We start from the raw sequence: 13,710 nt of genomic DNA, 5'->3' as shown, positions 1-13,710 counted from the left end.
CCTTCAGCGTGGCGAGGTCTCTGCGGGCAGGGGCGCCAGCGGCTGCGCAGGCACGGTGGCTGCGCCGGGATCTGTGCGTCGTGGCAGTGCGGGCAGGATGGGTGCGCCCGACACCGACTTCATCACCACGCTGGGCGCGGGCTGGGTGGTCTGCTGCAGCGCGCGGATGGCCTCGTAGCGGTCCATCATCAATGCGTCGCTGGTGGCGTTGTCGCGCACCACAATGGGGCGCAGGAAGACCATCAGGTTGGTCTTGTTGCGGGTGCGGTTCTCGCTGCGGAACAGGTTGCCCAGCACCGGGATGTCGCCCATCACCGGCACCTTGTCCTGGCCTTGCGAGTAGCTGTCTTCCAGCAGGCCGCCAATCACGATGATGCTGCCATCGTCCACCACCACGTTCGACTCGATGGAGCGCTTGCTGGTGGTGGGGCCGTTGGCGTTGCTCAGCGTGGCGGTGTCGATCTTGGAGACCTCCTGGTAGATCGCCATCTTCACCGTGCCGTTCTCGCTGATCTGCGGACGCACCTTGAGCATGAGGCCCACATCCTTGCGCTCCACCGTGGTGAACGGGTTCACCGTGCTGCTGCCGGTGCTGTTGGCGTACGAGCCGGTCACGAAGGGCACGTTGTTGCCGATGATGATGCGCGCCTCTTCGTTGTCCAGCGTCATCAGGTTGGGGGTGGAGAGCACATTGGCATCGCCGCTGTTCTGCAGGAAGTTCGCCAGCGCGCCCAGGTAGTACTGCCCGTTGATGCGCGGGGCCAGCCCCAGGTTCAGGCCTGTGCCCAGGCCGCTGCTGCCAGCCAGCGATGCGTAGTTGCCCGTTGCGAGCGCGGCCGTGGCGTTGAGGATGTTCATGCCGGCCTGGCCGGAGTTGGTACCGATCACGCCCACAGTGCCATCACCGTTCTTGCCCAGAACGCCTTGCCACTGGATGCCGAACTCGGCCACCTTGTTGGCGGAGACCTCGACGATCAGGCTTTCGACCAGCACCTGCGCGCGGCGGCCGTCGAGCTTGTCGATCACGTCGCGCAGCTGGCGGTACAGCGGCTCGGGCGCCGTGATGATGAGCGAGTTGGTGGTGGGGTCGGCCTGGATCTGACCGCCGGTGGAGGGCTGGTTGTTGTTGGTGCTGCTGGTGCCCATGGCGCTGGTGCTGGAGCCCAGGCCGCCGCTGGTGCTGCTGCCGGACGAGCTGCCGTTGGTGGACAGCATGCCCCCGGTGCTCAGCCCCGTGCTGGGTGCGGGCGAGCTGGCACCGCCACCGCTGCTGGCCGCACCGCCATTGCCGCCACCCATGGCCGCCATGGCGGCGCGCAGGGTGGTGGCCAGCTTGGTGGCGTCGGCGTTCTTGAGGTAGACCACATGGATGTTGCCGCTGGCCGCGCTGCTGCCCGGCGCGGGGGCCTGGTCCAGCTGGGCCACCAGGGCGCGCACCTGGGCCACGCGGGCCGGGTTGGCGGCACGCAGGATCAGCGAGTTGCTGCGCGGCTCGGCGATGAGGGTGGTCTTGAACGCGGTGTCGGCCTGGCCGGGCGCGGCCGCGGCTGCGGCACCCCCGTTGGCGCTGCCGCCGTCGATCAGGCGCGACACCAGCGGTGCCAGGTCGCTGGCAATCGCGTTCTTGAGCGGAATCACCTCCACATCGCTGGCGTTGGACACATCCATGGCCGCCACGATGCGCGCCAGGCGCTGCAGGTTGTCGGCATAGTCGGTGATCACCAGCGAGTTGTTGCCTGGGTTCACGTTGATGGTGTTGTTGGGGCTGATGAGCGGGCGCAGCACCGGCACCAGATTGGCAGCGTTTTCGAAGTTGAGCTTGAAGATCTGCGTGACGATTTGCCCGCCGCCGGGCGCGCTGCCCGCGTTGCCCTGCACCACGCTCACGCTGCCGCCCTGCAGCTTGGCGTCGGCCTCGGGCACCACCTTGTACAAGCCGGCCGCCTCCACCACCGTGAAGCCTTGCAGGCGCAGCGCGGCCAGGAACTGCTGGAACGCGGCGGCAGGCGTCACTGCGCGCTCGGTCACGAGGTTGAGCTGGCCTTTGACCCGTGGGTCCACCACCACGTTGCGGCCGGTGATGGTGGCCATGGTGCGGGCCACGGCCTCGATCTCGGCGTTGGCAAAGTTGAGCGTGACGGGTTCGCTGGGGCGCACGCTGCCGGTGCGGGTGTCCACCGCCGTTTGGGCGCCAATCTGGCCACTGGCGCAGGTAAATATTGCGCTGACTGCTATGGTTTTGAGAGTGAAGCGCAGGCGTGGAGCAAACAGGAAAGTCATAGATTCAACCCACGGTGATGATGGAGCGCGCGCCATTGCGCCGTCCGATGATGTTCAGAAGATTGGACAGCGCGGCCTCCCGCTCGGGGGTGGCGCTGGCCTCGCCTGCAAAGCGCAGGCGGTTGCCCACCCACTGGCCGCTGCCGCTCAGTTGTAGGGCCCCGTCGAGGGTGCTGAGGGCGAGCGTGGGCACCTCGCCGCCCTGCAGCACCAGCCGGTAGCTGCCCATGGGGCGCAGGGTGGACAGGCGCGAGGACATGGCCCGCGCATCCATCTGGGCCTGGCCCGACAGCACCATGCGGCCAGCAGCCCATTGCGCCGTCAGCGCGCGTGTCTGCAGTGCCAGCTGTCCCTGCGGCTGCAGGGTGTTCCAGGGGGTGCCCAGGCCCGCCAGCAAGGCCGCAGGCCACTGGCTCTGGCCGTCGGCCACAGTGATTTGCGGGCCGGCCCAGCGCAGGTGCACCTGGGCCCGCAGGGGCTCGGGCGTGCAGCAGCCTGCGTGCAGTTGGGCGCTTAGCCCGCCCCAGGTGGGGCGCAGCTGCCAGTCCACCCGGCCGGGCAGGGCGGCGCTGTCTTTGCTGGCCTGGCCACCAGTCAACACCAGTTGGGCCGAGCCGGTCCATACCGTGCCCCTTGGCTGCAGCAACAGCACCTGTCCCTGGGTGGCGCGGGCCACGCCGCCGGCCAGCCAGTGCGCGGGCGCAAAGGCCGCCACGGCGGGCAGCACGCCGGCCAGCGCACCGGCCCATGCCCAGCCCCACGCCGTGCGGGGGGCGGAGCGGGGGGCGGGACGTGTCGGACGGAGGTTGCGGGCCACTGTGGGGAATGTATTGTTCAGGTCAGTCCGCGGGTCAGCGGGCCGGGGCGGTGGGCAGGGCCAGCACCACGGTGCCATCCCAGCGGGGCATGGCCACGGGCGCGCTGCCCAGGGTGATGGGCGCATTGCCGGTGGGCGCCGCAGCAGCAGGGGCTGCGCTGCGGGTCAGCCGCGCTTCCAGCGGCGCGGCGCGGGCGTTGCTGCGGGCTTGGGCCAGCCATTGGGCCAGCGCGTCGGCCGAAGCCCCTTTGAGCGTGACCGTGGCGCGGTCGCCCGCCACGTTGAGCTGAGCCGTGTTGCCCATGCGCTGCGTGAGGGCGGTGCGCAGCGCACCCACGGCATCGCCGGGGCTGGTGGCGGGTGTGGCCTGCAGCTGCTGGGCCTCGGCCTGCAGGCCTTGCATGCGCTGCAGCTGGACGTCGAGTGCGGCGTGCCGCGCGGGCGCGGCGCGCAAGGTGCCGAGTGCGGGGGCGACGGCCACCCACCACAGCAGGGCCAGCGCCACCACCATGCCGGCGGCCAGCACCAGGTTCTGCTCGCGGGGCGCCAGGGCTTTCCAGCGGTCCTGGAGGGCGGAGGATCGGGTCATGGGCTCACCTCGGTGCGCAGCAACAGGCTGCCATCGTCCACGCGGGCACGGTACCCGGCGGCTTGCAGGCGGCCAGACACCACAGATTCTTCATCGGGCGCAAGGGTCACGCCGCGCAGGCGCAGCTCTCCGGGGGTGTATTCGATGCTGCTGGGCAGGCGGCCATCGGGCAAGGCCGCACCGGCTGCTGCCAGCAGGGGCTCCAGGTCGCGCGCCGACACGCTGCCGGCAGCCTGCCGCAGCTGGGCGAGTTCGCGCTCCATCTGCACCGGCGCATCGACCACCACCTGCACTTTGGGGAAGGTCTGGGTCAAGGTGTTGCGTACGCTGGCCTGCTTGGCAGTCAGCGCCTGCCGTTCTTGCCAGGCCCAGGCATTGAGCCCCACCAGGTGCGCCACCACCAGCACGCCCGCGCCCCAGCGGGCTGCACGCCACTGCGGGGCATACAGCGCCGCGCTCAGCGCGCTGCCCACTTTGCGCAGCGCGCGGGTGCTGCTGGTGCTGGACAGGTCGAACTGCGCCAGGTCCCAGTCGCCGCGGGCGGCATCGAGCGCGCGCTGGCTGGTGGTGTGCAGGGCAATGCGTTGGCCTTGTTGGCCCAGGGTGCGTTCGGCCAGCGCGGCCACGGCGGGCTCGGCGCGGACTATGAGGGCCTGGTCGTCGCCATTGTCAGCGGTCGGCAGTCCGGCGCGTGCCAGGGTCAGGGCCATGGGGGTCAGCGGCAGCACCGCCACGCCTTGGTCGGTGCCATGGCCGGTGAGCACCACATAGGCCTCTTCGGGCGTGCCCAGGGCACACAGCTCGGGCTGGCCGCTGGCTGTGGGGCCGGGCGCAAATTCGGGCACCACGCGGGCCACGCGGCGGCCTGCGGCCTCCAGTGCCTGCAAGTGTTCGCGCAGCCAGGCGCGGTCGCACACGGCCACCCACACCGGCTCGCCAGCCTGCGCGCGGCTTTGTGCGCCGGGTTGCAGCGCAAAGTGCAGTTGGCTGGCATCGTCCAGCACGCGGTCTTCCAGCAGGCCTTCCAGCACCGAGCGCAGCCGGGGCGTCTGCTGGCCGGCGCCCAGCGGCACACCGGCCGGAATGGTCACGCGCTGCCACGACAGCGCCCGTGCGGGCACCACGGCCACGACCTCGCCGCCGGGGCGGGTGGGCTCGGGCAGCAGGGCAGCGGGTGCGGTGGCGTGCTGGAGGGCGGAATGGCCGTCTGCCGTGAGCGTGTAGGCGTACTCGGAGGCGGGTCCCGGGCGGGCCGGCGGCAGGAAAAGGATCAGGGTGCTCATGGGCGGGTTTTGCGGGCCATTTTAGGGGGCGGGCGTGACGCAGCGGCGGTGTGGGTGGGGGCAGTGTGAGGGTTGTTACACCCTCAGCGCTGTGCCCCGGGCAGCAGTTGCGTGGTTTCCCGGTCGAAGGCGCCGCGTTCGCGCCACAGTGTGGTCACGTCGATGCCCTGTTTGCGCACCAAAGAGCGCTCGTCCACCATCGCATCGCCCAGGCGCAGGCGGCCCCGCACTTCAAAGTACGACGAGGCCACGGCATGGGCACTTTCGTTGATGTCGATGCTGGCACCCACCAGGTCGCGCACGTCGCTGAGGTTGCGGAAATGCCGCGCCTCGCGGGTCTGCACGATCTTCTGGGCCGTGGCGCTGTCCAGCCCGTCGATGGCGGCCATGAGCACGTTGATGTCGGCGGTGTTCAGATTGACTGGGGTGCGCACGGGCAGCAGCGTCACATGGGGGGCGAGCGCCGCCACCGTGGCCGGGGTCAGGCCCAGCCACCCCAGCTGGGTCACGCTGGGTGGCAGCAGGGGGGCGGAGCCGCTGTCGGCGCCCGCACCCGCTTGCGCGCGGCGCAGGCCGTCGATCAGCACGCTCAGCTGCTGTCCGGGCAGGCCCAGGCGCTCGAACAATCGGGTGAACTGCCGCAGCGCCACGGCCTGCACCTGCCCGCCCTCCGCGAGGTTGGTGATGTTCAGGCGGCCCTGCAGGTCGGTGATCTGGCCGGACAGGAAGGCCTCGGTGGTGTCGGTGCTGGCGTCGTCCACCTGGGTCACGTTCTTGTCGGCCGCGAGGAAGGTGGACAGCCGGGCCTCCTGCAGAGGGATGGCCCAGGGTTCGGCCAAGTGGTCGGCCCCGCCGGAGCGCCCATCCTCGCGCAGGATGAGCCGCGACCAGTCGAGCGCACCGACCAAAATCCAGGTGGACTGCACGTGGCTGCGCTCGGCCGTCTCGACCTCCACTGCGCGCCACTGCTGCCACATCGCAGCGGCTGCAAAGGTGGCGACCAGCGTGACGGTGAGCATGGCGGCGAGCAGGGCGGCGCCGTGCTCCTTGCGTCTGTGCCACTGGCACCGGCAACGCGCGTTCAGGTGGGGGCTCATGTCCTGCCTCCGCCCAGCGCGGGGTTGACCCAGTCGCGCGTCAGCTGGCCTGCCAGCGCCTGGCCCGGGGGCAGGGTGATCTGCAGGCGGATGCCGTCCGGAATGGCCGAGGTGCTGTCGCCCGACGGGGTGCCCGTGCTCGACTGCGGGTTGGACCACGCGCCGCCCCGGTAGTAGAAGATCTGCCAGCTGTCGAGCGGCAGCAGCGTCACCTCGTAGCGCCGCTCGGCGTCGCCCGGCGTACGCGCCCACTGGGCGGCCTGCTCCCAGGCCTGCCGCCAGTCGTCGCGGGTGCGCACCGGCGGCGACTGCCAGCGCAGCCACTGGCCCACGCCCTGGTTGTTGTTGCGGCGGGTCCAGGCCACCACCAGCGCACCCTCGTCGGGCACGGCGCTGCTGCGGCGGGTGAGGCGCAGCACCTGGCCGTCCCAGTCCAGCGGCGTGGTGTTGGCAACGGGCATCAGGGCGTCCAGGTCCGTACCCCACTGCCCCAGCGCAGCCTGCAGCACCAGCATCTCGTCTGCCCGCTGGCGCGTGGACTCCTGCGCCCGCACCATGCCATCGAGCCCGCGCCAGCTCAGGATGGCAATCAACGCCATGACGCTGATCGCGACCAGCAACTCGATGAGTGTGAAGCCGAGCGGGGCCGTGCCCCCACTGCTGAGGCGCCGGCGCGGGGCCTGAGCAACTGGCGCGGCCCGGGCCAGCGGACGCCGCGCAAGGGCCGCCCCGCCGCGCTGGCGGCGTCCCCCTGCCCGCATTGCGCAGCAATGCGAGAGCGGGGGGAAGGCCCGCAGGGCCTCAGGGGGGTGTTCCATCAATACCTTCCAATGATGGTGGAGAGGCGCAGGATGGAGTTGTCCCCGTCCAGCACCTGCGCATCGATGCGCCGAAAACTCGGGTTGGGCGTAGGCCGCACGATGGTCACCACCTGCAGCTGGCGCCCGGCCTGCTCGCAGGTCAGGTTGCTGTCACCCACACTGGGCATCTGGCGCGAGAGCCGGGCCTTGACCAGCTCGTTCTCCGCGCACAGCTGCGCGAGCACGATGTCGGACTGCCGCAGGGCGTTGCGCGTGAGCGCCGTCGTGGCCTGCAGCCCCGCCATGAGGGCAATGGCCACGATGGCCAGCGCCACCAGCACTTCCACCAGCGTGAAACCCCGGTGGCCGATGAGAGGGCGGCGCATCCTCACTGCACCGCATCCACGGAAAACGGGCGCACGCCGTCGGTGGCAATGCGCAGGGTGCGGTCGGGGGAGGACTGGTGGGTGATCAGCACCTGCTGCGGGCCGATCAGGGGCTCGGGGCCCAGTAGCAGCACTGCCGGCCCGCGCACCACGGTGCCAGGGTCCAGCCACTGGTTGGGCAGGGCGGCCTGCGCGCTGCGCGGCAGCCCTTCAAAGCGGAAGCCCCCCGGCAGCGCGCGCCAGCGCACGGGGATGCCCCCTGCGCGGGACTGTGCACGCGCGGATTCGAGCAGCGCCGCCAGCCGTGCGGCTTCCCGCTCCAGCTGCGTCTGTCCGCCATCGCGCATCGCCAGCCCCACGCCCGCCGTGGCCAGCGCCATGATGCTGATGACCACCAGCAGCTCCAGGAGGGTGAATCCGCGCGAGCGGTTCATGGAGCTGCGCGATGGGAGGTCGCAACGGTCACGGCGTATCCACCAGGCGGATGGCCGCAGCGCCGGGCCGCCCCAAGCAAGGCCCGGCCCCATGCACCAGCGAAGCGCGGGGCGAGCCTGCTGTGGGGAGCAGGGAGTGACACGCCAGTGCACGACCGTGGGGGCCACATTTCTTTACTGCCAGCTGCCAATATCGGCGTCCTTGCCTTCGCCGCCCGACTGGCCATCGGCGCCGAACGACATCACGTCGATCTCGCCCTTGATGCCGGGGTTGAGGTATTGGTAAGGGCGGCCCCAGGGGTCGTTGGGCAGCTTTTCCAGGTACAGCTTCCAGTTGCCGGGTACGGGGCCCGCAGTGGGCTTGATGACCAGCGACTGCAGGCCTTGCTCGGCCGTGGGGTAGCGCTGGTTGTCCAGGCGGTAGAGCTTGAGCGCCTGCATGATGTTGGTGATGTCGGTGCGGGCGGCCGTCACGCGGGCGTCGTCGGCACGCTCGAGCACGTTGGGCACGATCAGCGCGGCCAGCACGCCGATGATCACCAGAACCACCATCAGCTCGATGAGGGTGAAACCACGGGCCACGGACTTGGCAACGTGGCGGGGGGCGGAACGCACGAGGAGGGAGAAAGAAGTGTTCACTGCTGGCGGTCTCTCGGATGGTCGAATCGCGTGAATCATAATCCCCGCATGGTGACCAATACGTACAGCAAATGGGGCGTCCGCCTGGGGACTCTGGTGCTCTGGGCAGCAGCCGGCGCCAGTGTGGTCTATTGGGGGCTGCGCCTGTCGGCGCCTTCGTCCGCGTCCTCCGCCCCGGCAGTGGCGCCCGCCCCGGTGGCCATGGACGCGCAGGCGCTGGCGCGTTTGCTGGGTGCTGCGCCTGCAGCCTCTGGCGTGGCAGCGCCGGTGGCACCCACCGCGAGCCGGTTCACTCTGATCGGGGTGCTGTCGGGGCGCAGCAGCGGCGGCGGTGCGGCACTGATTGCCGTGGACGGCAAGCCCGCCAAGCCCTTCCGCGTGGGCGCTGCGGTGGACGAAGGCCTGGTGTTGCAGGCCCTGGGCCCCCGCCAGGCGCAACTGGGGACCAGCATGGGCGGACCCGCTACGGTGACGCTGGACATGCCGCTTAAGAACTAGGCACCTGCTGGCCTACAGCTTCAGGCCAGTTCCCTGATTTCCCATTCCCCCCAGCCCGGCGCCGCCACCGGCCAATCCTCTGAGCGGGGCAGGGCGCTCTCACCCCGCTCCTGCAACCAGGCCACGCAGCGGGCCACTCCGGCGTGGGTGATCCACACCACCTCATTCACGCCCTGTTCAGTGCGCCACGCCTGGGCGGTCTGCAGGGCTGCCGCCACGCGGTGCAGCATGTGGGCCAGGCTTTCGCCCCCGCCGGGTGCGTGGGTGGCGAACCCGGCCACCCAGGTGTCGATGGCACTTTTGCCGATGGCGTCCCAGGGCTGCCCTTCCCAGCGGCCGAAGTCCATCTCGCGCAGCCGGGCGTCGGGAGTGAAGGTCAAATCCGGTCTGAGCGCTTGTAATTCTTGCGCCAGCAGCTCACATCTTTGTAGCGTGGAATACGCCACGCACGCAGCGCGCCCCCCCGGGGGCAGGGCCGTTGCCAAGCGCTCTGCCGCAGCGCGGGTGGCTTGCGCGTCGGCCGGCACGTCCAGAGCGCCGTAACAGGTGCCCGGGGCAACCAGCGGGGCCGCATGGCGCACCAGCCACAGGCGGCTGCTGGTGGCGGCGGGGGAGGGCGTTATAGCCATCGCAGTGCGATGGCCGCGCCCAGGTAGAACCCGATTTCGCTCACCTGCTGCGTGGCGCCCAGGCAGTCGCCGGTGAAGCCTTGCAGCCGTCGGGCGAACCAGCGCGCCATCCAGCCCGCGCAGAGCGCGCTGAGAGCGATGGGTGCTACCAAAAAGAGAGCTGTCTGGGCATATCCGACTATCGCAAGGGGCGGAAAACACCACAAAAGCGCTGCGACCAGTGCAGTGCCCGAGATCTGATCGGCCAGCGGCTTGCTTTTGGAGCGCGCCGTGTCGCCCACATGCGGCAGGCTGCGCACGATGAGCAGGGGCCAAAAGCGCGACAACACGTGCGCGCCGACCAGGGCCGCCAGCGCCACGGGCAGGCTGTGCGCCCCCAGCAGCGCCAGCAGGCTGAGCTTGGCCAGCAGCGCCAGCACCAGCGCCATGGCCCCGAAGGCGCCGATGCGCGAGTCCTTCATGATGTCCAGCGCCCGTTCGCGGTCGTAGCTGCCGCCCAGACCGTCGGCCACGTCGGCCAGGCCGTCTTCATGGAAACCGCCGGTCATCAGCACCGTGGCAATGGTGCAGAACACCGCCGCCACAGCCGGGGCCAGCGGGTTGGGCGCCAGCGCCCAGTGCAGCGCGGCATACACGGCGGCGGACAGCAGCGCCGCCAGCCAGCCGATGCCCGGAAAGTGCGCCGCGCTGGCCCGCAGCATGGCCGGGCTGTAGCCCACCCAGTTCGCCAGCCGCCCAGTGACGGGGATGCGGGTGAAGAACTGCACGGCCAGCAGGTAGTGGCGCAGGGCTTGCATGGTGTGCAGTGGGGGTTTGATGCTTCTTTTTTGATAGCTGCTAGGGCATATTCAACTAGCGCTTGCAGCCATTTTTGGCATTATTTGGACCGCAAGAACAGGCGGTAGGCCGGGTTCAGCGTTTCTTCCACATAGGGGTAGCCCAGCGTGGCCAGGAAGGCGTCGAAGGCCGCCTTGTCTTCGGGCGGCACCTGCATGCCCACCAGGATGCGGCCATAGTCCGCGCCCTGGTTGCGGTAGTGGAACAGGCTGATGTTCCAGGTCGGCTGCATCAGGCTCAAAAATTTGAGCAGCGCACCGGGCCGCTCGGGGAAGGTGAAGCGCATCAGGCGCTCGTCCTGCGCCAGCGCCGAGTGCCCGCCCACCAGGTGGCGCAGGTGTTCCTTGGCCAGCTCGTCGTGCGTCAGGTCCAGCGCCTCGAAACCGTGGCGGTTGAAGTTCTTGGCGATCTTTTCCGATTCGCCCTTGCCGTTGGTGGTCAGGCCCACGAACACATGGGCGCGGGCGGCGTCGCTGATGCGGTAGTTGAATTCGGTCACGTTGCGCGGGCCGCCGGGCAGGCCGCCCACCACCTCGCAGAAGCGGCGGAAGCTGCCGCGCTCTTCCGGAATGGTGACAGCGAGCAGCGCCTCGCGCTCCTCGCCCACCTCAGCCCGCTCGGCCACGAAGCGCAGCCGGTCGAAGTTCATGTTGGCGCCGCAGAGGATAGCCGCGTAGGTCTCGCCCTTGGTCTTGTTCTTGGCCACATATTGTTTGATGGCCGCCACCGCCAGAGCGCCTGCGGGCTCGACGATGCTGCGCGTGTCCACAAAGATGTCCTTGATGGCGGCGCAGACGGCGTCGGTATCGACGGTGATGTAGTCATCCACCAGGCCCTGTGCCACGCGGAAGGTTTCCTCGCCCACCAGCTTCACGGCCGTGCCGTCGGAGAACAGGCCCACATCGGCCAGCGTCACGCGCTCATGGGCCTGCACCGACTGGATCATGGCGTCCGAGTCGTTCATCTGCACCCCGATCACCTTGATCTCGGGGCGCACGGCCTTGATGTAGTTGGCCACACCCGAGATGAGTCCGCCGCCGCCAATGGCCACGAACACGGCATCGAGCTGGTTGCTGCCCAGGCTTTGCAGCTGGCGCAGGATCTCCATGGCGATGGTGCCCTGGCCGGCAATCACGTCCGGGTCGTCGAACGGGTGCACGAAGGTCAGGCCCTGTTCCTTTTCCAGCTGGACGGAATGGCCGTAGGCGTCGGAATAGCTCTCGCCAAACAGCACGACCTCGCCACCGAGCGTCTTTACGGCATCAATCTTGAGCTGCGGTGTGGTGGTGGGCATCACGATCACGGCGCGCGTGCCCAGTCGGTGGGCGCTCATGGCCACGCCCTGGGCGTGGTTGCCGGCCGAGGCGCAGATCACGCCGCGCTGCAGCTGCTCGGGCGTGAGGTGCGCCATCTTGTTGTAAGCGCCCCGCAGCTTGAAGCTGAACACGGGCTGCTGGTCTTCGCGCTTCAGGAGTACCTTGTTGTGCAGGCGGCGGCTGAGGTTCTTGGCGGGCTCCAGCGCCGACTCCACCGCCACGTCGTACACGCGGGCAGTCAGGATTTTCTTGAGGTAGTCGGCGGGGGTGAGGTGCTGGGTCATGGCAGGTGCAGGAGGAGAGCCCCACCGGCGCAGGGCGGCGGGCGGGGGCCCACATCATAGGGCGTCGCCCTGGCGAGGGGCCGAGGCATCCGGGACGGCAACCTGCCGTGGGACGGTGCGAGCGGGCAAAAAAAAGCCCCGGGCCGTGAGGCCTGGGGCTAATCCATCCTTTGAGGAGATGGAGGAGACAATCGGTGCGAGGCAAGTGCCGGGTTTCGGGCTTCTTGCCGCCTGCCGGTTCCTTTCTGTTCGAAAGCGGCAGCGCATGGACGAAGTTTAGCGCGAGTCTTGTTGCGATGCAGCAAAATTCGCATCAAATTCTTTTCGTTTCGGTTTTCCGTGCGAAAAAAACCACGTGTCACACAGGAGAAACACAAATGGAATGCACAGTCAGTTGGACCGGCGGGGCGGGAACCCGTTCTGGCATGGGTTTTGTGGCCGAGACCGGCAGCGGCCATGTTTTGACCATGGATGGCGCCCCCGATGCCGCCAACCCCGCCAACGGCGGCCAGAACCTGGCGCCCCGGCCCATGGAGACCGTGCTGGCGGGCACGGGCGGGTGCACCGCCTATGACGTGGTGCTGATCCTCAAGCGCGGCCGCCATGACGTGCGCGGCTGCAGCGTCAAGTTGACGACGGAACGTGCCGAGACCGACCCGAAGGTGTTCACCAAGATCCACATGCACTTCACCGTCACGGGCAAGGGCATTCCCCCGGCCGCCGTGGAGCGCGCGATTGCCATGAGTCATGACAAGTACTGCTCGGCCAGCATCATGCTGGGCAAGACAGCCGAAATCACCACCGGCTTCGAAGTGCTGGAGGCCTGAGGGGGCGGCGTGTAGTGGTCTGGACTGCCAGGCTGAGCGGGTTGCGGCGCGTATGTTTTGGTACGCCTGCTGCCCGCGTGAACCAGCTTGGGGTTCAAAGATAGTGCGCCGTGGTGGTCATTACCTTCGCGGCGCCTTTCATGGCAAGGCGCACCGGGGCGGGCAATTCCAGCGCACCGGCGGCGCGGGCCTGGTCTGCGTGCCGCTCCTCGTCCTGCTTCATCCGGGCGACCACGGCCCTTGACGCCTGATCCTGCTCGGGAAGCCGGTCAAGGTGGCTTTGCAGATGCGAGGCCACCTGGGTTTCTGTTTCCACCACGAACCCCAGGTTGGCCCGGTCACTGACCTTGGCGGCCACCAGTCCGAGCGCAAAAGCCCCTGCGAACCACAGAGGGTTGAGCAGGCTGGGGCGGGCACCCAGCGCGTCCAGGCGCTGTTGCGTCCAGGCTAGGTGATCGGTTTCTTCGCGCGCCGCTGCCTGCAGGTGGTCCCGCAGGGCGGGGTCGCGGGTGACCGCCGCCTGCGCGCTGTAGAGTGCCTGGGCGCACACTTCTCCCACATGATTCACCCGCATCAGGGCCCCCGCCAGTTTTTTCTGTGCGGGATCCAGCGACGCCTCGGGCACACCGTGGGCCGGTGTCTGCTCGGAAGCGCGGGGTTGGGCAAACAGTGTGCGCAGCGCGTTGTCTGCGGCAGTCAAAAAAGCGTCCATGGAAAGCTTTCGGGAGGCAATGGTGTCGAAACACAAATTGCACTTGGATACAAAAAACCACAAGGCAAGGCACAGGAGTTGCATGCAGCAATCGTGATTTTGCCCGTGCGCACTGAAATGTTGCAACACTGCAACGAATTTCCCCTTTCGGGGCGATTGTGGGTGAATTCCTTTGCGAAACCCGGCCGGGTCTGGTGCAATAAGAGCAACTTCCCCACCAGGAGGTTGGCCCGGGAAACCGGCGGGACTGTGCAGGTGCTTTCACCATAGACCCCCCGTACC

General features: G+C 68.8%; 15 protein-coding genes. 2 read left to right on the top strand and 13 right to left on the bottom strand.

Annotated features, from left to right (window positions below; translation table 11 throughout):
* Nucleotides 1-3: 3 nt before the first annotated feature.
* The 9 genes from gspD to gspG form a co-directional block, all read right to left on the bottom strand.
* Nucleotides 4-2,280 carry a type II secretion system secretin GspD gene (gene gspD / locus ASC83_RS05315; protein ID WP_056059182.1) on the bottom strand — a complete coding sequence of 759 codons (2,277 nt, stop codon included), beginning with the start codon at nt 2,278-2,280 and terminating at the stop codon, nt 4-6.
* A 4-nt stretch (nt 2,281-2,284) separates the two neighbouring features.
* Nucleotides 2,285-3,097 (bottom strand): type II secretion system protein N, encoded by an 813-nt coding sequence (gene gspN, locus ASC83_RS05310; RefSeq protein ID WP_056059179.1) that lies wholly within the window; start codon nt 3,095-3,097, stop codon nt 2,285-2,287.
* A gap of 34 nt (nt 3,098-3,131) precedes the next feature.
* Entirely contained in the window at nt 3,132-3,686 is a 555-nt protein-coding gene (gene gspM, locus ASC83_RS05305) for a type II secretion system protein GspM (RefSeq protein WP_056059176.1), read from the bottom strand.
* Nucleotides 3,683-4,969, bottom strand: a complete 1,287-nt coding sequence (gspL, locus tag ASC83_RS05300) for a type II secretion system protein GspL (RefSeq protein ID WP_056059173.1) — start codon at nt 4,967-4,969, stop codon at nt 3,683-3,685. The genes gspM and gspL overlap by 4 nt, the downstream gene beginning before the upstream one ends.
* An 83-nt stretch (nt 4,970-5,052) precedes the next feature.
* Nucleotides 5,053-6,066 carry a type II secretion system minor pseudopilin GspK gene (gene gspK, locus ASC83_RS05295; protein WP_056059171.1) on the bottom strand — a complete coding sequence of 338 codons (1,014 nt, stop codon included), beginning with the start codon at nt 6,064-6,066 and terminating at the stop codon, nt 5,053-5,055.
* On the bottom strand, nt 6,063-6,884 hold the full coding sequence (locus tag ASC83_RS05290; protein WP_200938899.1) for a type II secretion system protein J: 822 nt from the start codon (nt 6,882-6,884) through the stop codon (nt 6,063-6,065). Before ASC83_RS05290 ends, gspK begins: the two co-directional genes overlap by 4 nt.
* The gene (gspI, locus tag ASC83_RS05285; RefSeq protein ID WP_056059169.1) at nt 6,884-7,252 is read right to left on the bottom strand and encodes a type II secretion system minor pseudopilin GspI; all 369 of its coding nucleotides are present in this window, start codon (nt 7,250-7,252) and stop codon (nt 6,884-6,886) included. The genes ASC83_RS05290 and gspI overlap by 1 nt, the downstream gene beginning before the upstream one ends.
* Nucleotides 7,253-7,254: 2 nt before the next feature.
* Nucleotides 7,255-7,686 (bottom strand): prepilin-type N-terminal cleavage/methylation domain-containing protein, encoded by a 432-nt coding sequence (locus ASC83_RS05280; protein ID WP_056059165.1) that lies wholly within the window; start codon nt 7,684-7,686, stop codon nt 7,255-7,257.
* A 174-nt stretch (nt 7,687-7,860) separates the two neighbouring features.
* A complete protein-coding gene (gene gspG, locus ASC83_RS05275; protein WP_156379450.1) occupies nt 7,861-8,301 on the bottom strand; it encodes a type II secretion system major pseudopilin GspG in 441 nt (146 codons plus the stop codon).
* Nucleotides 8,302-8,373: 72 nt separating this feature from the next.
* On the opposite strand from gspG, the gene ASC83_RS05270 reads away from it, so the two are divergent.
* Entirely contained in the window at nt 8,374-8,823 is a 450-nt protein-coding gene (locus ASC83_RS05270) for a type II secretion system protein N (RefSeq protein ID WP_056059159.1), read from the top strand.
* A 20-nt stretch (nt 8,824-8,843) separates the two neighbouring features.
* On the opposite strand, the gene ASC83_RS05265 is transcribed toward ASC83_RS05270, so the two are convergent.
* The 3 genes from ASC83_RS05265 to ilvA form a co-directional block, all read right to left on the bottom strand.
* Complete coding sequence (locus ASC83_RS05265) at nt 8,844-9,452, bottom strand: histidine phosphatase family protein (RefSeq protein WP_056059158.1); 609 nt, start codon at nt 9,450-9,452, stop codon at nt 8,844-8,846.
* Nucleotides 9,443-10,249 carry an adenosylcobinamide-GDP ribazoletransferase gene (locus tag ASC83_RS05260; protein WP_056059156.1) on the bottom strand — a complete coding sequence of 269 codons (807 nt, stop codon included), beginning with the start codon at nt 10,247-10,249 and terminating at the stop codon, nt 9,443-9,445. Before ASC83_RS05260 ends, ASC83_RS05265 begins: the two co-directional genes overlap by 10 nt.
* 80 nt (nt 10,250-10,329) lie before the next feature.
* On the bottom strand, nt 10,330-11,889 hold the full coding sequence (gene ilvA / locus ASC83_RS05255; protein ID WP_056059153.1) for a threonine ammonia-lyase, biosynthetic: 1,560 nt from the start codon (nt 11,887-11,889) through the stop codon (nt 10,330-10,332).
* A gap of 377 nt (nt 11,890-12,266) precedes the next feature.
* Between ilvA and ASC83_RS05250 the strand changes: the two genes are divergently transcribed.
* Nucleotides 12,267-12,716 carry an OsmC family protein gene (locus ASC83_RS05250; RefSeq protein WP_056059149.1) on the top strand — a complete coding sequence of 150 codons (450 nt, stop codon included), beginning with the start codon at nt 12,267-12,269 and terminating at the stop codon, nt 12,714-12,716.
* 94 nt (nt 12,717-12,810) lie between these two features.
* Here ASC83_RS05250 and coq7 read toward each other — a convergent pair whose 3' ends face one another.
* Complete coding sequence (gene coq7 / locus ASC83_RS05245; protein WP_056059955.1) at nt 12,811-13,428, bottom strand: 2-polyprenyl-3-methyl-6-methoxy-1,4-benzoquinone monooxygenase; 618 nt, start codon at nt 13,426-13,428, stop codon at nt 12,811-12,813.
* Nucleotides 13,429-13,710: the final 282 nt, after the last annotated feature.

It is taken from the genome of Acidovorax sp. Root402 (genome assembly GCF_001425125.1).
Taxonomy (GTDB): domain Bacteria; phylum Pseudomonadota; class Gammaproteobacteria; order Burkholderiales; family Burkholderiaceae_C; genus Acidovorax; species Acidovorax delafieldii.
This window is presented reverse-complemented; position numbering and strand designations above follow the sequence as displayed.